The organism is Ensifer sp. 38_S197, from assembly GCF_056924495.1.
This window is the reverse complement of the sequence record NZ_JBXOVZ010000002.1, coordinates 92,374-112,919: the sequence shown is the minus strand read 5'-3', so window position 1 is coordinate 112,919 and position 20,546 is coordinate 92,374. Positions and strand designations below refer to the sequence as shown.

Annotated in this window: 14 protein-coding genes and 1 pseudogene; 7 read left to right on the top strand and 8 right to left on the bottom strand. The window is 64.5% G+C overall.

Features of this window, described 5'->3' with window-relative positions:
• Nucleotides 1-85 precede the first annotated feature (85 nt).
• Nucleotides 86-3,010 (top strand): aminotransferase, encoded by a 2,925-nt coding sequence (locus AC1Z3V_RS13870; protein WP_483499788.1) that lies wholly within the window; start codon nt 86-88, stop codon nt 3,008-3,010.
• Nucleotides 3,011-3,043: 33 nt separating this feature from the next.
• On the opposite strand, the gene AC1Z3V_RS13865 is transcribed toward AC1Z3V_RS13870, so the two are convergent.
• Genes AC1Z3V_RS13865 through AC1Z3V_RS13845 form a run of 5 tightly spaced genes read right to left on the bottom strand, consistent with a single transcriptional unit; the run spans nt 3,044 to nt 8,160 of the window.
• A complete protein-coding gene (locus AC1Z3V_RS13865) occupies nt 3,044-4,354 on the bottom strand; it encodes an aspartate aminotransferase family protein (RefSeq protein ID WP_483499786.1) in 1,311 nt (436 codons plus the stop codon).
• A complete protein-coding gene (locus AC1Z3V_RS13860; RefSeq protein WP_483499784.1) occupies nt 4,351-5,169 on the bottom strand; it encodes an N-formylglutamate amidohydrolase in 819 nt (272 codons plus the stop codon). The genes AC1Z3V_RS13865 and AC1Z3V_RS13860 overlap by 4 nt, the downstream gene beginning before the upstream one ends.
• Before the next feature lie 18 nt (nt 5,170-5,187).
• Nucleotides 5,188-6,531 carry a glutamine synthetase family protein gene (locus AC1Z3V_RS13855; protein ID WP_483499782.1) on the bottom strand — a complete coding sequence of 448 codons (1,344 nt, stop codon included), beginning with the start codon at nt 6,529-6,531 and terminating at the stop codon, nt 5,188-5,190.
• A 38-nt stretch (nt 6,532-6,569) separates the two neighbouring features.
• Nucleotides 6,570-7,232, bottom strand: coding sequence for a cysteine hydrolase family protein (locus tag AC1Z3V_RS13850; RefSeq protein ID WP_429820038.1), 663 nt, complete (start codon nt 7,230-7,232; stop codon nt 6,570-6,572).
• 46 nt (nt 7,233-7,278) lie between these two features.
• Nucleotides 7,279-8,160, bottom strand: a complete 882-nt coding sequence (locus AC1Z3V_RS13845; protein WP_429820036.1) for a MurR/RpiR family transcriptional regulator — start codon at nt 8,158-8,160, stop codon at nt 7,279-7,281.
• 179 nt (nt 8,161-8,339) lie between these two features.
• Here AC1Z3V_RS13845 and AC1Z3V_RS13840 point away from each other — a divergent pair, with 179 nt between their 5' ends.
• From AC1Z3V_RS13840 to AC1Z3V_RS13825, 4 genes are all read left to right on the top strand, one after another.
• A complete protein-coding gene (locus tag AC1Z3V_RS13840; RefSeq protein WP_483499780.1) occupies nt 8,340-10,211 on the top strand; it encodes a branched-chain amino acid ABC transporter ATP-binding protein/permease in 1,872 nt (623 codons plus the stop codon).
• Nucleotides 10,212-10,232: 21 nt separating this feature from the next.
• Nucleotides 10,233-11,396: an ABC transporter substrate-binding protein gene (locus AC1Z3V_RS13835; protein WP_429820032.1), complete on the top strand. Its 1,164-nt coding sequence runs from the start codon at nt 10,233-10,235 to the stop codon at nt 11,394-11,396.
• A gap of 88 nt (nt 11,397-11,484) precedes the next feature.
• A complete protein-coding gene (locus AC1Z3V_RS13830) occupies nt 11,485-12,222 on the top strand; it encodes an ABC transporter ATP-binding protein (RefSeq protein ID WP_483499778.1) in 738 nt (245 codons plus the stop codon).
• A gap of 25 nt (nt 12,223-12,247) precedes the next feature.
• Nucleotides 12,248-13,135 carry a branched-chain amino acid ABC transporter permease gene (locus AC1Z3V_RS13825; RefSeq protein ID WP_483499776.1) on the top strand — a complete coding sequence of 296 codons (888 nt, stop codon included), beginning with the start codon at nt 12,248-12,250 and terminating at the stop codon, nt 13,133-13,135.
• 264 nt (nt 13,136-13,399) lie between these two features.
• On the opposite strand, the gene AC1Z3V_RS13820 is transcribed toward AC1Z3V_RS13825, so the two are convergent.
• A complete protein-coding gene (locus AC1Z3V_RS13820; protein ID WP_483499774.1) occupies nt 13,400-14,422 on the bottom strand; it encodes an amino acid ABC transporter substrate-binding protein in 1,023 nt (340 codons plus the stop codon).
• Nucleotides 14,423-14,526: 104 nt separating this feature from the next.
• Nucleotides 14,527-17,584, bottom strand: a pseudogene (locus AC1Z3V_RS13815) (aminotransferase class III-fold pyridoxal phosphate-dependent enzyme).
• Between the two features lie 77 nt (nt 17,585-17,661).
• On the opposite strand from AC1Z3V_RS13815, the gene AC1Z3V_RS13810 reads away from it, so the two are divergent.
• Nucleotides 17,662-18,144, top strand: coding sequence for an Lrp/AsnC family transcriptional regulator (locus AC1Z3V_RS13810; protein ID WP_429820020.1), 483 nt, complete (start codon nt 17,662-17,664; stop codon nt 18,142-18,144).
• A gap of 105 nt (nt 18,145-18,249) precedes the next feature.
• On the opposite strand, the gene AC1Z3V_RS13805 is transcribed toward AC1Z3V_RS13810, so the two are convergent.
• Nucleotides 18,250-19,188 carry an AraC family transcriptional regulator gene (locus tag AC1Z3V_RS13805; protein ID WP_483499772.1) on the bottom strand — a complete coding sequence of 313 codons (939 nt, stop codon included), beginning with the start codon at nt 19,186-19,188 and terminating at the stop codon, nt 18,250-18,252.
• 219 nt (nt 19,189-19,407) lie between these two features.
• Between AC1Z3V_RS13805 and AC1Z3V_RS13800 the strand changes: the two genes are divergently transcribed.
• Nucleotides 19,408-20,454 carry an NAD(P)-dependent alcohol dehydrogenase gene (locus AC1Z3V_RS13800; RefSeq protein WP_483499770.1) on the top strand — a complete coding sequence of 349 codons (1,047 nt, stop codon included), beginning with the start codon at nt 19,408-19,410 and terminating at the stop codon, nt 20,452-20,454.
• Nucleotides 20,455-20,546: the final 92 nt, after the last annotated feature.

The window sequence follows — 20,546 nt, the reverse complement described above, 5'->3', positions numbered from 1 at the left end:
CACATCTTTTCCTCATCCCGCTCTAATCTCGACAATATTCCGGTCGATTCGGAGGATCGACCGCCGAACGGGAGGATGACGACATATGGTTGAGGACGCGCTGAAGCTTCGCACCGAGCTGCCGAGGCCCGATGTCAACGCCGAGGAGGCGCAGGCGCTGCTGGCCGAGCACTACGGTCTGTCAGGCACAATCAGCGAACTCGGCAGCCAGCAGGACCGCAACTATCGCATCGATACCGGCGACCGGCGCTATGTCTTGAAAATCTGCCGTGCAGAATATGGAGCGCTCGAACTCGAGGCCCAGAATGCGGCCTTGCAGCACTTGTCCCAGCGGTTGACTTCGGCGCGGGTTGCGGAAGTGGTGCCTTCGCTCAAGGGCGAGGCGATCGAGAGCGTTACCGTTCGCGACCAGGCCTATCGCATCCGCCTGCTGAATTTTCTCGATGGCGAGCCGCTGACCAAACGCAAGCATCTCTCGCGTGAAGCCGTTTCCGCGCTCGGCGACTTGGCCGGGCGGCTGGCCGCCGCGCTGCACGACTTCGAGCATCCCGGGCTTGAACGCGAGCTGCAATGGGACCTGCGCCGTGCCGGTCCCGTCGTGCTGCACCTTCTCGCCGACATGCCGGATCAGCAGCGCAAGAAGCGGATCGCCGAAATTATGGTCGGCGCGATGCGGCGTCTGCAGCCGCTTACGGCGGAACTGCGTGTCCAGGCGATCCATCACGATGTCACCGACGACAATGTGGTGAGCCAGCCGGATGCGGCCGGCCGGCCGATCCCGGATGGCGTCATCGATTTTGGCGATATCCTGAAGGGGTGGCTCGTTGCCGAACTTGCGGTCACCTGCGCGTCGCTGCTGCATCACGCCGATGGCGACCCCTGGTTCATCCTGCCGGCGGTCAAGGCGTTTCATGCGGCATGCCCGCTGACCGAAGCGGAACTGAAGGCGCTCTGGCCGCTGATCGTCGCCCGCGCTGCGGTGCTCATAGCGAGCTCCGAGCACCAGCTCTCCCGCGAGCCCGACAACGCCTATGTCGAGGGCAATGCCGCGCATGAGCGGGAGATCTTCGATGTTGCGACCTCGGTTCCGCCGGCGGTGATGGAACACGCCATCCTGACGGCGGCAGGGCTCCCTTCCGCGTTGACGCCTGTCACGGGAGAAAACCTGATCCAGGGGCTCGGGCCGACCGACGTGCGCCAGATCGACCTGTCGATCCTGAGCCCGCTGTTGCCGGAGGAACGCTGGCAGCACCAGGGGCTGCCGATCTCGCTATTGCAGCACGCCGCCCACGCGATCGGGGTCGCGACCACCCGCTACGGCGAGTACCGGATGACCGAAACGCAACTCAGATCGCCGAAGCCCGACCCGACGCTGGCGCTGCATGTCGACATCTACCTGGAAGCGGGCCGCGAGATCGTTGCCCCGTTTGCGGGGCGCATGATCCGGCAGGACGGGCTGCTGGTTCTGGACGGAGCCGAGGCGAGCCTGTTCCTTGAAGGCGTGGAAGTCGGCAGCGATCTCGAGGAGACCGTCGCCGCCGGTGCCGTGCTCGGCGTCGTCTCGGGCGAGCAGCAGACCTATGGCCTGATCCGGGTGCAGCTTTGCCGCGAGCACGGCCTCGTTCCGCCGCTCTTCGTGATGCCGCATCAGGCGGAAGCCTGGAAGGCCCTGTGTCCGTCGCCGGCCGCCGTCCTCGGCTTTGACTGCGATGCGCCGGAACTGCACAGCGAAGCGCTGCTAACCCGTCGCCAGCAGCACTTCGCCAAGCCGCAGAAGAACTACTACCAGCACCCGCCACAGATCGAGCGCGGCTGGAAGGAATACCTCTTCGACGTCGAGGGCCGCAGCTATCTCGACATGGTCAACAACGTGACGATCCTTGGCCATGGGCATCCGCGGCTGGCGTCCGCGGTCGGGCGGCAATGGTCGCTGCTCAACACCAATTCGCGCTTCCACTATGCCTCCGTCGCCGAATTCTCGACGCGGCTGGCGGCGCTTGCACCAGACGGGCTCGACACGGTGTTCCTGGTCAACAGCGGCTCGGAGGCGAACGATCTGGCGCTCCGGCTTGCCTGGGCCTATTCCGGCGCCCGCAACGTCGTCAGCCTGCTCGAGGCCTATCACGGCTGGACCGTCGCCAGCGATGCGGTGTCGACCTCGATCGCCGACAATCCGCAGGCACTCGAGACCCGTCCGGCCTGGGTGCATCCGGTGCCGGCGCCCAACACCTATCGCGGCGAGTTCCGTGGCGCCGATACGACCGATAGCTACGTCCGCTCCGTCGTCACGAAGCTTACCGAACTCGACGCCGCCGGCGAGAAGCTTGCCGGCTTCATCTGCGAACCCGTGTATGGCAATGCCGGCGGCATTCCCTTGCCGAAGGGTTATCTCGACGCAGTTTATGCCATGGTGCGGGCACGCGGCGGAGTGTGCATCGCCGATGAGGTGCAGGTCGGTTATGGTCGCCTCGGCGACTATTTCTGGGGCTTTGAAGAGCAGGGCGTCGTGCCCGATATCATCACCGTCGCGAAGGGCATGGGCAACGGCCATCCGCTGGGCGCCGTCATCACCCGGCGCGAGATTGCCGAAGCGCTGGAGAAGGAGGGGTATTTCTTCTCGTCCGCCGGCGGCAGCCCCGTCAGTTCCGTCGTCGGCCAGACCGTGCTCGACATCCTCACGGAAGAGCGGCTTCCGGAGAATGCCCGTGTCGTCGGCGGCCATCTGAAGGCACGGCTCGAAGCGCTGGGACAGCGTTTTCCTCTGATCGGCGCCGTGCACGGCATGGGGCTCTATCTCGGCGTCGAATTCGTGCGCGACCGGGAGACGCTGTTGCCGGCGACAGAGGAGACGGCGGCGATCTGCAATCGCCTGCTCGACCTCGGTGTCATCATGCAGCCGACCGGCGACCATTTGAACGTGCTGAAGATCAAGCCGCCGCTCTGCCTCAGCCGGGAGAGCGCCGACTTCTTCGCCGACATGCTGGCGCGGGTGCTGGAGGAAGGCTGGTAAAGTCATCGGCGGCAGCGCTGCCGCCGAGCCAGGCTACCAGCCGGCGAAGTCCGTGAGCACGGCGTCCGGGACGCGGCCAGCGCCCACCTCGTCGAAGGCGCGATCGAGGATATCGAGCGCAGCGTCGATGTCCTGATCGGTGATCGTCAGCGGTGGCGTCATCTCCAGCACGTTCGAGTTCATTCCGACATAGTAGACGACGAGGCCGAGTTCATAGGCGCGGAAGACGAGCTTTGCCGTCTCGCGCGAGTCCGGCGTTCGGCTCTGATGGTCGGTGACGAGCTCGACGCCGCAGGCAAGCCCGCGTCCGCGAACGTCGCCGATCAGGCGATGGCGTTCGGCCAGGCGCTGCAGACCCTGACGCAGCCGTTTACCCTTGCGCTCCGCCTCCCGCGCAAGCTCTTCGCGTTCGATGGTTTCGAGGACCGCCAGGCCCGCGGCAGCGGAGATCGGGTTGCCGTGCAGCGTCTGCATGGCGAAGGCGCTGGCGCAATCCAATATGCGCGCCGGGCCGATCGCGGCGGAGAGCGGCAGCCCGCCGCCCAGGCCCTTGCCGATCGTCAGGATGTCGGGGACGAAATCCTCGTGCTCGAAGCAATGCAGCCGGCCGCTGCGACCGAGGCCGACTTTCACCTCGTCGCAGACGACGAGCACGCCGTATCCACGGCAGATCTCGGCAAATGCCCGGAAGAAGCCGGCCGGCGGAACGATCAGGCCGCCATCGGACTGGATCGGCTCGATGAAGGCGGCCGCGAACTGCTCCGGCGCGGCTTCGAGGCGCTGGCGCAATTCGGCGAGGATCGCGCCGCCCGTCGGGTCGTCGCGATAGGGTCGGTAGGGATCGGGGTAGGGGAGCAGCAGCAGGCCGTCGGCCTTGGCCGCGCCCGCCTGGACGCTGTGGCCGGAGAACGCCATCGAGCCCGTGGTGCAACCGTGATAGGCGCCGACGAAAGCGATGACGCCCGTGCGGCCCGTAGCCCTGGTGACGGCGCGGAAGACGGCCTCGTTGGCATCGGAGCCGGAATGGCCGAACCAGACCTTGTTGTCGCCCGAGCCTGGAAAGGCAGCGAGCAGTTTTTCCGCAAGCGCCGTTGCCGGTCCGTTGGCGGCAGAGAGAACACTGGCACCGGCGGGATTTGCCGCAGCACCGGAGATCGCCTCGACAAGCGCCGGGTGGCCATAGCCGAGGCTTGCCGCACCCCAGGCGCCGGAGAGATCGATCAGTTCACGGCCATTCTCCTCCATGAGCCTGGCACCCCTGCCGCCGGTCACGGCGAGCGGGAAGAAGCGCAGTTTCTGCAGGGTGGCGATCGCCGCCTTGTCTCTTTCATAGAGCGCGGTCACCGAACTTCCCCGATGCTCACCTTCAGACAGCGGGTGAGCCGCTCGCCCCAGGCGGCGACGCCGGCATCCGTGTCGATCAGATCGTGGCGCACCTCAACCAGAACACCGGGCAGTCCGCGCGCATCGGCGTGAACCGGCACGGTGTAATCCTCGTCGGGATGGATGTTGTAGGGTTCGTTGTCGCCGATCGTCAGTTGGGGCTCGCTTGCGAGCTCGCGGATCAGCGAGCCGGCGAAATCGACCGCGTCGCGGTAGAGGATGCCGGCCTGCCAGGGGCGTGGCTTGCCGAAATAGACGGGCGTGAAGCTATGGATGCCGACGACGAAGGGCCGCTTGCCTTCGGCTGCCAGCCGGTCGAGGCGGCGGCTGACGGCGTCAGCGAAAGGCGTAAACAGCGTATCGATCCGCTGCTGCCGTTCTTCCTCGCTCAAGCCTCGGTTGGCCGGAATCTCCGTCGTCTCGCTGATTTCGGGGATCATCGAGGGTGCGGAAAGCGGGCGGTTGCAGTCGATCACCAGCCTTGAGTAGTTGGTGAAGAACAGCGGCGCGTCGAGGCTGAGGCTCAGGTGCTGCGCCAGGGCCATGGCGCCGATGTCCCAGGCGATGTGGCGCTGACGCTCGTGCAGCGGCAGCCCCATGTCGCCGAGCGCGCGCGGCATCCGGTTGGAGGCGTGCTCGCACAGCAGCAGGATCGGCGACGCACCGTCCGGATTGAAGACCGCATAGGGCGGCAGTTCGTCGATCGCCAGCAGCGGCGCGCGCGGGTCGTGTCGCGCGCCGTGTTCGAGGCTCTTGATGGCCGGTGTCGAGGTCATGATGTGCCCGTCCGTCAATCAGTAGACCGCCGCATAGCGGGCGCACAGTTCTTCGGGGGAGAGGCCGTCGACGATCTCGATCTCCTTGCGTTTCATCGCCATGTAGCAATCGAGGAAATCCCTGGAGAACCAACCGATGACGACGGGATCGGCAGCCAGCGTGTCGAGCGCTTCCGGCAGGCTGGACGGCAGGCGACGGATGCCGAGCTTCTTCTGGTCTTCGTCAGAGAAATCGGAAGGGTCGGAGTTGATCAGGGGCGGCTGTTCAAGCCCGGCTCTGATCCCTTCGAGGCCGGCCTTCAAAAGCACCGCCAGCGACAGATGCGGGCTGGCGCAGGCATCGGCGGCGCGATACTCCATGTTGAACTGCTTGGCTGGATTGCTGCCGGGCAGGTCCAGCGTCGGGCAGATGCGGAGCGTCGCTTCGCGGTTCTTTTCACCGAGGCAGGTATAAGCTGCGCTCCAATGGTGCGGCACGAGCCGCATGTAGGAGAGCACCGACGGGGCGGTAAATGCGGTCAGCGCCGGCAAATGCTTGACGACGCCGGCGGCGAAGGAGCCGGCAACTTTCGAGAGCCGACCCGGGCGTGACGCATCGAAAGTCACCGGGTTGCCCTCGAGATCAGTGAAGCTCGCATGCAGATGCACGCCGTTGCCGACGCCGTTGGACGCCGTCTTCGGGGCGAAGCTCGCATTCCAGCCGAAGAGGGCGGCGACTTCCTTGGTGATCGCGCGGATGGTGGCGCCGCGGTCGGCAGCCGTCAGCGCATCGGCCGGACGGCAGGTGATTTCGAACTGGTCCTTGCCGTATTCCGGCAGGAACATCTCCGGTTCGGCGCCGGCTTCCTGCAGCGCCGTCATCAGCAGCGAGCCGAAGGGCTCGGCGCGGCGCTGAGCGCGCAGGCCGAAGGAGGGCGCGTCCGGCCAGTCGACGCCAAGAAGCTGGAACTCCTGCTCGACGGCCGAAATCACTTTGAGGCCGACCTGTTCATATTCCTTCAATGTCCGTTTCAGGAAGCTGCGCACGCAGCAGTCCCAGGCATTGCCCTGAAGGTCGGTGATATCGGAGTGGTAGAAATGCAGCGGCGTTTCGTCGGGCAGGCAGGTGACGCGGGCCTTGCTGGTGGGGTCGGCCATCAGTCGGAGGTCGCCGGCCGAGCCCCAGGGATTGTTCTCGGCGATCAGGTCGAAAGGTGTCAGCGCCAGATTGGCCGGCACCCAGCCGACGCCCTTGCGCAGGTAGTCGTCGATCTGTGCGGCGGCGAAGCTGCGGCCACGGGTGATGCCGGCGATGTCGGTGGTGACGAAGGTGGCGAGTTCCGTCAGTTCGGCGGCCGCCTTGCCATTGTTCGTTTCGGTCATGGAGTTCCCCTCTTGTCTCTGCTTTTCTGGCGGCGGTTTTAGGCCTGGCGCAGGCCGTTCAGGCGGCTGACGACGGTGTCGGTGTCGGTCGTCCAGCAATAGCCCGAGTAGGCGCGAAGTGCTGCGTCGTGGCGCTCATCGCTGTAGGTTGCGCAGGCATCGTTGACGACGGTGACGAGATAACCGCGGTCGGCGGCGTCACGCACGGCCATATCGACGCACTGGTCGGTGATGACGCCGGCGATGATCAGGTAGCGGGTGTTGAGGTTGCGCAGGATGTAGTCGATGTTGGTCGAGTTGAAGACGCCGGACGATGTCTTCGGCAACACGATTTCGTTGTCGACTGGCGCAAGCTCCGGAATGACCTGCCCCTCGGGCGCGCCCTTCGGCACATGCATGTCGGAGAGCTTGTGGTCGAGCGAGCGGTCGCGGCCGTCGAGCGTCAGGCTTTCGATGATCGTGTGCAGCACTTCGCAGCCGGCCTTTCGCGCCGCCTCCAGAATACGCACCTGGTTGGGGATGACGGTCTGGCGCAGGCGCTTGTGGTAATAGCTGTCGGCATCTTGCGGATGGGTCGGGTCGAGGTTCGGCTCGCACCAGATGCGTTGCATGTCGACGAACAGCAGCGAGGTGCGCCCAGCCTCATAGGCGCTGTCGCGCCTCAAGAGATCGTCCCCAACCTTTACAGTGACTGCACTCATTCGAATTCTCCTCGGTTTGTCTGGTTCGCCATGACGGCGGAAAGGCTCAGCGGTCGTCCTCGACCTGCGGATTGAAGGCGTCCTCGGTGATCGCGTAGCCGCGGCGCAGCTCCTCCATGCGCTCGATGCGACCGCGCGACTGGGTGGCAAGGCGGGCGGTCAGCGCCGCGATCAGCGCCTCGGTCTGGGCGATCGCCGGCACCATGGTGTCGTAGGGCGAGACCGTGTCGACCGGCGCCATCAGCGTCACGGTGGCGAAATCGGCGATCGGCGAGACCCAGCGGTCGGTGAAGAGCACGATGCGCGCGCCTTGCGCCGCCGCCTGGCGTGCGAAGCGGATCGTGTCGTTCTGGTACCGGCGGTAGTCGTAGACGAAGAGCACGTCGCGCTTGCCGAGATCGACGAGCTGGTCGACCTGATCGGCCTGGCTGCCGTTGATCCAGCGCGTATCGCCGCGCAGCTGCTTCATGTGCGACCAGAGGAGGCCGGCAAGAAAGCCGCTGAAACGGCCGCCGAGGCAATGGATGCGGGCGCTCATGTCGGCTGCGGCATCGACCGCGGCCTCGAAATCTTCCGAGGGCAGCATCTGCATCGAGGATTCCAGCGCATGGATGCTCGCGCGCAGGAAATACTGGTAGAAATTCTCCTGCTCCAGCGACGGGCGCCGCTCGTCGAGCATCGAGAGCGGCGAGCTCATGCGCTCCTGCACTTCGCTGAGAAGCGCCTTCTGGAACTCCGGATAACCCTCGAAGCCGAGCTTGTTGGCAAAGCGCACAACGGTCGGATTGCTGACGCCAGCGGTCGCAGCGAGATGCGCGACCGTGTTCAGGCCTGCTGCCGGATAGTTCGACAGCAACTGCCTCACGATCTTCAGTTCCGAGCGCGTGAAGGTGATCGCGCCGTCTGTCAGTCGGTCCCGGATTGCCACGATTTCTGCCTCCCAAAAATGATGGCGTGAACCCCAATTTCTACTTTTTGTTACAGAATTGCTAGCAGATAATGTTTTTTGAAACAAGATTGACATTTGGTCGATCTGCGATAACGTTCATTTCGGGAACGGGCCCGAGCCAAAAACATGAGGCGGGCCGAAAATTTGGGGGAATGCGGATGGTGCGCGTCAGGCGAGAAACCGTCTTTGGTATCCTTGTAACGTCGCTGCCGCTTCTGGCCGCCGCCGTGGTCGCCTCGCTGTTCTTTCCGGGCAGCGGCGAGCGCCTGGTGACGCTCTACATGATCAACGTCATCGCCGTGCTCGGCATCGGCATCTATGCCGGCAATTCCGGCATCGTTTCCTTCGGCCACGTCGGCTTCATGGCGATCGGCGCCTATGCGTCGGGCCTGTTGACGCTCAACCCGATCATCCAGAAGACGGCGCTGCCGCATCTGCCGGAATGGCTGGCGGGCATCGGCATGCCCTTCCTGCCGGCGCTTGTGCTTGCGCTTGTCGTGGTCGCCTTGGTCGCGGTGCTGATCGGTATTCCGGTTGCGCGCCTTGGCGGCTCATCGGCCTCGATCGCCACCCTCGGCTTCCTCGTCATCGTGCATGTCGTGCTCGTCGCCTCGACCGACTTCACCCGCGGCAGCCAGACCTTTTTCGGTATCCCGCGCGCCGTCAATCTCTGGGTGGCGCTGCCCTTTGCCATCGCCGCCATCGCGGTCGCGCGCCTCTACCGGGATTCAAGTGCTGGCCTGAAGCTCCGGGCCTCGCGCGAGGACGAGATCGCCTCGACCGCCGTCGGCGTCAACGTCAAGCTGCACCGGTTCTTCGCCTGGGTTCTGGGTGCCCTGCTTGCCGGCGCCGCCGGCGCACTGCTTGCGCATTTCCTCGGCGCCTTCTCGCCCAAGGACTTCTATTTCAACCTGACCTTCATGCTGCTGGCGATGCTGATCCTTGGCGGCATCACCACGGTCTCGGGCGCCGTCGGCGGCGCCGCGGTGATCATGCTGATCGTCGAGCTGTTGCGGAAGCTCGAAGGCGGCGTCGATCTCGGCCTTCTGAAGCTGCCGACGGTGTTCGGCCTTACCGACATCGGCATCGGCGTCGCGATCCTCGTGGTGATGTATCGCCTGCAGGACGGCCTCTTCGGCGTGCGCGAGCTCGACGAGCGTTTCGGCTGGTTCAAGCGCTTCGCTTCAAAAAGCGCCGCCAGCTCTGCGCCGGCAGCGGCTACCCCTTCAGCCGGTCAGGGTGTGCTTCAAGTTGAAAACCTTGGCAAGAGGTTTGCCGGGCTGGTGGCGTTGGAGAACGCCAATTTCGAGATCAGGCCCGGCCTCGTCACCGGCCTCATCGGCCCGAACGGTGCCGGCAAGTCGACCTTGATCAACAGCGTTTCCGGCGTCGTTCCGCCATCGACAGGCCGCGTCTTGATCGATGGGCAGGATGTCGCCTCGCTCGCGGTCCATGCCGTTCCGGTCGCGGGTCTTGCGCGCACCTTCCAGAACATCCGCCTGTTCAAGAACCTGACCGTGCTCGAAAACGTCACCGTCGCGGCAAGTGCCCTGACGTCGGGTGAGGATCCGGCGGCGCGCGCCCTGATGGTACTGGCAGAGGTCGGGCTCGAGGACTTTGCCGACAGGCTGGCCGGCACGCTTTCCTATGGCGCCCAGCGTCGGCTCGAGATCGCCCGCGCGCTGGCGCTGAAACCCCGCTACCTGCTGCTCGACGAGCCGGCCGCGGGCATGAACCCGGCCGAGACCGACGAGCTGATGCATGTGCTCGACCGCATCCGCACGAAGTATCGCCTCGGGCTGCTCGTCGTCGAGCACGACCTGAAGCTGATCATGCGGCTCTGCGACGTTGTCGTGGTGCTCAACAAAGGCCAGCAGATCGCCATCGGCACGCCGGCGGAGATCCAGGCCAATCCTGAAGTCATCGAGGCCTATATCGGTCGCCGCCGCTCATCGGCGCAGGCGCGAAGCGAGCAGGGGGAAGTCTCCGGGCTCCCGTCCAGTGCGCCGGGTCTGCGCAATCCTGCATAATCAAGAGAGGGAACTTTTCAAATGAAAAAGAACGTTCAGGCCCTGTGCCTCACCACCATGCTCGGCGGTTTCGTGCTGTCGCCGCTGCCGGCCCTTGCGGAAGACCTGGTCATCGGCCTTGCGACCGCGCAGACCGGCGGCCTCGCGCCCTATGACCAGCCTTCTCTGAAGGGCCTGGAAATGGCCGTCGAGGAGATCAACGCCGCTGGCGGCGCGGCCGGCAAGTTCCCGATCAAGCTCGTCGCCAAGGACACGCGTTCGGATGCGGCACAGACGGCGCTGGTGGCGCAGGAACTGGTCGACCAGGGCGTCAAGATCATGATCACGCCCTGCGACGCCGATCCGTCGATTGCCGCCGGCCAGGTGACCCAGGCCGCTCAAATCCCGGCCTTCTCCTTCTGCGCGACGACACCGACCATGCCGCTTGCCGTCGGCGACTACATGTTCGGCAACTATCCGGCCGACAACGTCCAGGCCTCGGTGCTCGCGACCTACGCCACCGAGAAGGGCTACAAGAAGGCCTATATCCTGAAATCGCCGGACAGCGCCTATACGCTGAAGCTGCCTGAGTATTTCGCCGCGGCCTTCACTGCCAAGGGCGGCGAGCTCTTGGGCGAGGGCACTTTCAGCATGGGCCAGCAGGATTTCGGCGCCGAGGTCACCAAGATCAAGGCGATGAATCCGGCGCCCGACGTCATCATGACGGCGGCCTATGAGCCTGATTTCCCGGCCTTCATCCGCCAGTTGCGCGGCGCCGGTGTGACGATCCCGATTCTCGGCAGCGACGGCATCGACTCGCCGACCACCTTCGGCCTTGGCGCGACCGTCGACGGCGTCGTCTTCACCACCGCCGGCTTTGCCAGCGAAGGCAGCCCGCTCGCCGACTTCAACGTGAAGTACAAGGAGAAGTTCGGCCAGGTGCCGGACACCGTCTACATCGCCAACGGCTATGACCTCGGCAAGGTGATCGATGCGGCGGTGACGGAAGCCAACAGCACTGATCCGGTTGCCATCCGCAACGCGATCGCCTCGCTCGAAAACGTCCAGGGCGTGACCGGCCCGATCAGCTATGCCGGCACGCAGGGCATGCCGCTGCGCTCGGTCTCGCTGGTGCGTATCGAAGGCGGCAACCGCGAACTGATCAGCCAGGGCGTCCCGGCCGCTGCCGACATTCCGGCTCCCTGATCCGCTTTCATCCGGCGATCCCCGTTTTGCCGGGGATCGCTCCCGCTGCCTGCGTCGCCTCGCAATTCATGGCAAGGACTTTGCCCCGATGATGATGAGTGAAATTCCCGTCCCGAAGCCGCTTCTGGAAGTGAGCGGTCTCAAGGTCGCCTATGGCGCCGTCGAGGCGCTGAAGGGCGTCGACCTCAGCGTCGGCAAGGGGCAGATCGTCACGCTGCTCGGCGCCAATGGCGCCGGCAAGAGCTCGACCCTAAACGCGCTCGTCGGTTTGGCTGCGAAGAAGGCCGGACGCGTGTCGTTCAACGGCCGGGATATTTCCAATCTCGCGCCGGAACAGATCGTCCGACTCGGCATGACGCTAACGCCGGAGGGGCGGCGGGTCTTTCCGAGCCTGACGGTCGACGAACATCTGCTGCTCGGCGGCGCCATGCACAAGGCGCGCGGCGCGATATCGGAGGTGCGGGAAGACATGCTGTCGCGCTTCCCGATCCTGAAAGAACGGCTCGCCCAGAAAGCCGGTTCGCTCTCCGGCGGCGAACAGCAGATGCTGGCGATCGCCCGCTCGATGATGTCGTCGCCGGATCTGCTTTTGCTCGACGAACCCTCACTCGGTCTTGCGCCGCAGGTGGTCGACCTCATCTTCGATCTGATCGCAGGGCTGAGGCAAAAGGGCCTGACGATCCTGCTCGTCGAGCAGAACGTCTCGCTGTCGCTCGAGATCGCCGATAGGGGCTATGTCATGGCCAATGGCCGGATCGTGCTGTCGGGTACGGCCGCCGAACTCCGCAATTCAACAGAAATCCAGGGCGCCTATCTCGGCGCCTGAGCCGAGTGCGTGGAGGGTCAAAACCATGGACATGTTCCTGCAGCAGCTCGTCAATGCGCTCAGCCTCGGCGGCACCTATGCGCTTCTCGCCCTCGGGCTCGCAGTCGTCTTCTCGATCATGGGGCTCATCAACTTCGCCCATGGCGAGCTGATGACGGCTGCCGGCTACGGGCTCTGTTTTGCGCTATTGCTGGGCCTGCCGTTTCCGCTCGCCGTCTGCGTGGCGCTGATGATCGCGATCGTGCTGGCCATGCTGATGGAGCGCATCGCCTTTCGGCCGGTGCGCGGCGCCAGCGGCACGACGCTGCTTCTGACGAGCTTTGCCGTCAGCGCCATCCTGCGCGTTCTCTTCCAGAACTTCATTTCCGCCCGGCCGAAGCCGGTGCCGATGCCCGAGAGCTTTTCCGGCACGATCGAGATCGGCGGCCTGCATCTCGGCCTCATCCAGGGCACCTCGATCCTCGTCACCATCATTATGCTTGCCGGCCTCAACCTCTTCCTGCGCACGACCGTGCTCGGCCGCGCCATGCGCGCGGCTTCCGAAGATTTCGCCATCGTGCGGCTGATGGGCATCCGCGCCAATGCGGTCGTCGCCACCGCCTTTGCGATCTCTGGCCTGCTCGCCGGCGTCGCCGGCATCCTTTGGGTGGCGCAGCGTGGCAGCGTCGATCCGCTGATGGGTTTCCTGCCGGTGCTGAAAGCCTTCATCGCCGCGATCATCGGCGGGCTCGGCAGCCTCTCGGGTGCCGTTGCCGGCGGCTTTCTGCTCGGCTTCATCGAGGTGTTCCTGCAGGCCTACCTGCCGGAAGGGCTGCTCAGCTACCGCGACGCCTTCACCATTCTGCTCGTCATCGGCGTGCTTCTCTTCGCACCGCAGGGCCTGCTTGCGCGGAAAACGATCGTCAAGCTCTAAACACACGGCGGCCGGTGATCGGCCGCTTTAATGCTGAACCGCAAAACGCCGCGATGGAAATCCGTCGCGGCGTTTGTCTTTGTGTAATTGATGCGGGAACCAATTGGGCCAGTTGTTCCGATCATCGGGCAGTCGTGCGAAGCACGTGCTTGCTTCCAGGGTGACCCAAAACGAAAACGCCGCGGGGAGGGCCGCGGCGTCTCGTTGGCGCTTTTCCCAATCGAGCAATTCCGAACGGAGACCCCCTCCGGAATTGCTATGGGATCAGCGTGCCGGCGGGGCGTACATCAGGCCGCCCTGGCTCCAGAGTTTGTTGAGGCCGCGCTCGATCTTGAGCGGGCTGTCCTTGCCGAGGTGACGCTCGAAGATTTCGCCATAGTTTCCGACGGCGGATACCACCTGGTAGGCCCACTTCGGGTCGAGGCCGAGCGACTTGCCGGCCTCGTTCTCGATGCCGAGGAAGCGCTTCTGGGTGGTCGTCCCGCTTTCGAGCAGCTTGGCGGCATTGTCCTTGGTGATGCCGAGTTCTTCGGCTTCGACCAGCGCGAACAGCGTCCAGCGCACGACCTTGAACCACTGGTCGTCGCCCTGGCGGACGGCCGGGCCGAGCGGTTCCTTGGAGATCACCTCCGGCAGTACAACGAAGCGGTCGGGGTCGTTCAGCGTCAGGCGCTGGGCGTAGAGCGCCGAAGCGTCGGTCGAATAGACGTCGCAACGGGCGGTATTGAAGGCCTGGATCGTCTGGTCGGCCTTTTCGAAGGCGACCACCTGGTACTGGATATTGTTGGCGCCGAAGTAGTCGGCCATGTTCTGCTCGGTCGTCGTGTCGGTCTCGGTGCAGACGGAGGCGCCCGAAAGTTCCTTGACGCTCTTCACGCCAAGGTCGTTGCGCACCATGAAGGCCTGGCCGTCATAGTAGTTGACGCCGACGAAGCTCATGCCGAGGTCGGTGTCGCGCGACAGCGTCCAGGTGGTCTGGCGCGACAGAAGGTCGGCCTCGCCCGATTGCAGCGCGGTGAAGCGCTCCTTGGTCGATAGCGGCACGTATTTCACCTTGTCGGCATTGCCGAGCGCTGCGGCGGCTACCGCGCGGCAGAAGTCGATGTCGAAGCCGCCCCATTCGCCCTTGTCGTTGGGCGCGGAAAAGCCGAGCACGCCCTGGCTGACGCCGCAGCGAAGCTCGCCGCGTTCCTTGATGACGTCGAGCATGCCGGCGTTGGCGGCGGTGCCGGCGAGGAACGCCGCGCTCGCCAGTGCCAGAACTCCAAGTTTCACTCCAAGTTTCATTGTCCTGTTCTCCTCTTTTTCATGTTTTAAGGCATGCGCCTTCGCTGCCGGGATGCGTCCACATCCCGGCCAATCTGTTTTGTTGTGCTGCTGTTGGCCCGGCCCTAGCCGAGCGTTTTCGATACGTCCGCGAAGGTCTCTTCAAGCACCGCGATCAGATGATCGGCATCGCGTCTCGAAGAAGATCATCGGTGGGCGCATTTTCAGAATGTTGTCATGCGGGCCTTCCGTGCCCATCAGCACGCCGCGGCGGCGCGCACCGTTGGAGACGGCCCGGGCGAACTCGGTCGCCGGCGCCTTCGTCTTGCGATCGGCGACGAGTTCGATGCCGAGGAACAGACCCATGCCGCGCACGTCGCCGATCACGTCGTAGCGGGCCTGCATGGCGCGGAAGGCATCCATCAGATAGTTCCCGATCGTCAGCGCGTTGCCGCGCAGATCCTGTCCCTCGATCACGTCGAGCACGGCAAGACCGACGGCGCAGGAGACCGGGTTGCCGCCGAAGGTGTTGAAATACTCCATGCCGTTGTTGAAACTGTCGGTCACTTCCCGGGTCGTGACGACGGCTGCCAGCGGATGGCCGTCGCCGATCGGCTTGCCCATGGTGACGATGTCGGGCACGACCCCTTGCGTCTCGAAGGCCCACCAATGGCTGCCGACGCGGCCGAAGCCGACCTGCACTTCGTCGGCGATGCAGACGCCGCCTGCCTCGCGCACCAGCCGATAGACTTCCTTCAGGTAACCTTCCGGCAGGAAAACCTGGCCGGCGACACTCGGGATCGATTCCGCGATGAAGAAGCCAGGGCCCTCACCCTTGGCCTTCATCGCCGCGATCAGTTCGGCAACGCTTTCGGCGAAGCGCTTGCCGTGTTCCTCGACCGGCCAGTCCGCCGGTGCATGATAGCTGTCCGGAATGGTTGCCACATGGATGTGCGGCTTCTGTCCCTTGCCGCCCTTGCGGCGGAACTTGTAGGGGCTGATGTCGATCAGTTCCTGGGTCGTGCCGTGATAGGACCAGTCGAGCGTGATCGCATTCTCGCGGCCGGTATGGGCGCGCATCAGCCGTAGCGCCAGGCTATTGGCTTCCGACCCGCTGTTGACGAAGCCGGCGACGGTCAATTCCTTCGGCAGCGTTGCCGTCAGCCGTTCGGCATAGGCGACGATGTTGTCGTGCAGGTAGCGGGTGTTGGTGTTGAGGATGGCTGCCTGCTTCGCCATCGCCTCGACCACCGCCGGATGGGCGTGGCCGATGTGGCAGACATTGTTGAAGCAATCGAGATAGGCGCGGCCGCTGTCGTCGATCAGCCAGACGCCTTCGCCGCGCACGAACTTGATCGGCTTGTCGTAGGAGATCGAGAGGTTCGGCAGCAGCAGTTCCTTGCGCCGCTTGACGATCTCCTCGTGCGAGCGGCCTTTCTTCTCGTAGAATTCTTCGGCGATGCCGGCAAAGGTACGCGCATCCGGGAACAGCTCGGCCCAGACGTCGAGAAACTGCGGCTCGCCGACGCCGAGGATTTCGGTCGCGGTCAGGCTGGTGTCGACCGAAAGCTGCAGGTGCAGATGCGGCGCCCAGCCGCCGTTTTCCTTCGGTGCTCCCATTTCGCCGACGAGTGCGCCGGCCTCCAGCCTGTCGCCGGCCTTGATGCGTCCCGTGGCCTCATGCGCCATGTGGCCCCAGAGCGTGACGAAGGGCGGGCAGCCCTCCGGCTCGTGGCGCAGCGCGATCAGGCAGCCATAGCCGAGCGGGTCTTTCTCGATCTCGACGCTGACGACCGTTGCAGCAAGCGGGGTGTAGAGCTTGGTGCCGGCGGCCATGAACAGGTCGAGGCCGAGATGGCGGGTGCGGCGGGTGTGGTCGATGAAGCGCGAGACGAACATCTCGCCCGCATAGACGGTGCGCTCTTCGCCGAAGGGGCCGATGCCGAGCTCGACGCCATGCGCGCGGCAATAATCCTCCCAGATCGCCTGGGCCTCATCCGGCTGTTCGCCGGATGATTTCACCGTCATCGGATGCGTCGGGTCGCCATAGGGAACCAGGGCTGCGGGATAAGTCGCAGCCGGCCGTTCGAGCAGCGGCTTCAGTGTCTTGCGGTTCTCGCGGATCCAGGACGCGACTGCACGCGCACCGGGGACGGCCTCGAAGCCGCAGGCCTTGCGCAGGATAGCGGTGGCGAAGCGCGGGTTCATCCGGTCGAGTTTGCGCAGCAGCGTCCAGGCCGGCCGTTCGCTGATCGCGAGGTAGGGATTGTCGTCGGTGTGGGTCCGGCGCGAGGCCGAGATGGTCACGGAGGTCACGAGGCGCATGGCGATGAGATCGAACAGCAGGTCGATCTCTTCTTCCATCAGTGGATATTCCGCATGGAAGCCACGGGCGATCGCGGCGGCAGCGCCGATCGGATCGGGATGGTCGAGCCCGGCATAGGCGGCAGCGATCGCCACTTCGGCGATGACGGGCGCGTGCAGCGCATCACCGAAATCGATCAGGCCGGAGATGGTGTCATGGTCGGCCTTGTCGACGAGCACGTTCCAGTCGTTGGCGTCATTGTGGATGACGGCGGCGCGAAGGGTGGCGAGCCGCGGTGCGACGGATTTTTCGAGGCGGGCAAGGAAGCGCTCGAGCAAGGCGCGGTCCTCGGCGACGGTGACGTGATGCCGCCGATCCGCCGAGCGGCCGGCATGGCGGATATCCCAATCGAGATCGCGCAGCGCGCCCGGATGCATGAAGCCCTTGAGCGAAGCATCGAAGCGACCGAGCATCTGCCCGAGCGATTGCAGCGCCGCGTCGCTGCGGCCGGTTTCGGCGAGCGGCAGGCCTTCGACCCAGCTCACCAGCCGCACGCGATGTGTGACACCACGCGCGCTCATGGTCGAAGCGAGGTTCGAGCCCGACAAGGTCGGGCGGATATGCGGCACCGGCAGATCGGTGGCGTGCGCGCCGACGTGCTTCAGCAGCGCCGTCTGGAAGTCGCTTTCGACTTCGGGTTCGGCACCGTTGATGATTTTCAGGATATAGGTGCCGTCACCTTCGGCCTCGACCTTGAAGTTCTGGTCGCGTTCGCTGGCAAGCAACGACAGCGCGCCGGTCAGGCCATAGTGCTCCTTCAGCAGCGCCGCTGCGGCTTCGGTCGAAAAGTCAGGCGTCGTCTTCAGCATATCGTTCATGGGGACCTCATCTGTTGGCGAGATTTACACGAGCGGCCCAGCGATGCATCCGGCAATGTGCCGGTTGCACCGGCACTATGTTTATAATAACCGTCATCTTGTCGGCGGGTCCCGGAGGAGCAGACATGCAGGACATAGACGCGATCGACCGCACGATCCTCAGCATTCTGTCGCAGGAGGCGCGCATCCCGATGAAGTCGCTGGCCGGCCGGATCGGTCTCTCCCGAAGTGCGACGACCGAGCGGGTCAGCCGGCTCGAAAAGGCCGGCGTCATCCGCGGCTATCGCGCCGATATCGGGCAATTGGAGGAGGGCACGATCCAGGCCTTCCTGCTGGTGACCTTGGAGCGCACGCCGTCGATCGGCGTGCTCGACCGGCTGGCCGGCTTTTCCGCCGTCCGCAAGGTCTCCTCCGTCAGCGGCCAGCTCGATCTCGTCGTCGAGGTGGAGGTCGGGTCGATCAACGCCCTCAACGAGTTGCGCAACGAAGTGGCGACGATGGACAATGTCGAGGATCTGACGACCTCGATCGTGCTCCGGCGGGATATCGAGCGGAGCTGATACCTGGGGGGGTATCGGGCGGACCTGATACCCCGGGATATCGAACGAAGCTGATACGCCAGGGGGTACCGGAGACGCCCGATACCCCGGGGATATCCAAAAACCTTAGCCTTCGCTCAGCATTTCCGCTTCGCCGCCCAGGCGTTCGAGCAGCGAACGGCGCACGCGGCCGATGTCGCGCATCGGCGGTTCGCCGAAATGGCGGGCATATTCGCGACTGAACTGGGACTGGCTTTCATAGCCGACCTGATGGCCGGCATCGCCCGCGTCGAGGCTCTCCTCCAGCATCAGCCGCCGCGCTTCCTGCAGCCGGAGCTGCTTCTGGTATTGCAGCGGGCTCATGGCCGTAATCGCCTTGAAATGATGGTGCAGCGACGAGACGCTCATCGACACGCGGTTGGCGAGGTCGTCGATCCTGAGCGGGCGCGAATAATGCTCCTTGAGCCAGGCGACGGCGCGACCCACCTGATGCGGCTGGCTGTCGGTCGTCGCCATCTGCCGCAGGCGGTGGCCGTGCGGACCGGTCAAGAGGCGATAGAGGATTTCCTGCTCGATCAGCGGCAGCAGCGCCGGTCTGTCTTCCGGTCGCTCAAGCAGGCGCAACAGTCGGAGGGCCGCATCTTCGAGATCGGCGATGATCTTGCTCACCGTCATGCCGCGGGCCGAGGCGGCGGGCTGCGGCAGTTGCGGCAAGGAGGCGAGCAGCGCCTGGATCCTGCCGGGATCGAGCGCGAAGGCCATGCTGAGATAAGGTTCCTCCGCCGAAGCCTGGCAGACCTGGGAGAGAACGGGCAGATCGATCGAGGTCAACAGATAGTCCGAGGCACCGTAGATCAATGTCTCTTCACCAAGCACCACGCGCTTCGCGCCTTGCACGATGATCGCCAGGCTTGGCCGATAGGCGGAGCAATTGACCGGAGCGTCGCCGCCATGGCGATGAAGGGTCAGTCCGGAAATCTCGGTCATGTGGTCGCCGTCTCGCTCGGCGAACCGGGCAATGACATCGATCATCTGGTGGCGGGTGGTCTGTCGCGTGACTGTCATAATCTATGGCCTTTCCAGATGCTTAGCATTGTCTGAGATGCTGCTCAGATAAGGCTGCCGTGCGACATCTCCAGCAGCCTTATCGAAAACTCGGAGGATCGTGCAAAAACTTTGCAGGATCGCTCTAACGCCCTTGCCGTCAGCGCGCCCATATTCAGCGGTGCGTCAGGCCGGGCTCCCTCCGGACCTGCACCCTTTCCCAAAATGAAGGACAGACTGATGGCCATTGCAAGAGGATATGCGGCGACGGATGCGTCGAAGCCGCTTACGCCCTTCACCTTCGAGCGCCGCGAACCGCGCGACGACGACGTGGTGATCGAGATCAAATATTGCGGCGTCTGCCATTCCGACATCCACCAGGCCCGCAACGAATGGGGCAATTCGGTATTCCCGATGGTCCCGGGCCACGAGATCGTCGGCATCGTGACGGCGGTCGGTTCCAAGGTCACCAAGTTCAGGGTCGGCGACCGCGCCGGTGTCGGCTGCTTCGTCGATTCCTGCACCACCTGCGCCACGCGCGACGTGGATCTGGAGCATTACATGCCGGGTTTGATCGTCACCTATAACGGTGTCGAAGCCGACGGCAAGACGCCGACCCAGGGCGGCTATTCCGACAGCATCGTCGTCAAGGAAGGCTATGTGCTGTCGATCCCTGAGAACTTGCCGCTCGATGCCGCAGCACCCTTGCTCTGCGCCGGCATCACGCTTTACTCGCCGCTGCGTCACTGGAAGGCCGGCCCGGGCAAGAAGGTCGCCATCGTCGGAATGGGCGGCCTCGGCCACATGGGCGTCAAGCTGGCGCACGCGATGGGCGCGGATGTGACCGTTCTCAGCCAGACCCTTTCCAAGAAGGAAGACGGGCTGAAGCTCGGGGCGGATCACTACTACGCCACCAACGACCCCGAGACCTTCAAGGCGCTGCAAGGCACCTTCGACCTGATCATCTGCACCGTCGCTGCCGAGATCGACTGGAACGCCTATGTCAATCTCCTGAAGGTCGACGGCGATTTCGTGCTGGTCGGCATTCCGGAAAATGCGGTGCCGGTGCATGCCTTCTCGCTGGTGCCGGCGCGCCGCAGCATTTCCGGTTCGATGATCGGTTCGATCAAGGAAACCCAGGAGATGCTCGACTTCTGCGGCGAGCATGGCATCGTCTCGGAAATCGAAACGATCCGGATCCAGGAGATCAACGAAGCCTATGAGCGGGTCATCAAGAGCGACGTGCGCTATCGCTTCGTGATCGACATGGCGTCGCTGGCGGCGTGATAAGGCGATGGCGCGGTAAATCTCCTAGGCGTGCCGCGCCATTCGGGACGATGGTGGGGCGGCATACCCCCTCTGTCCTGCCGAGCAGAGGG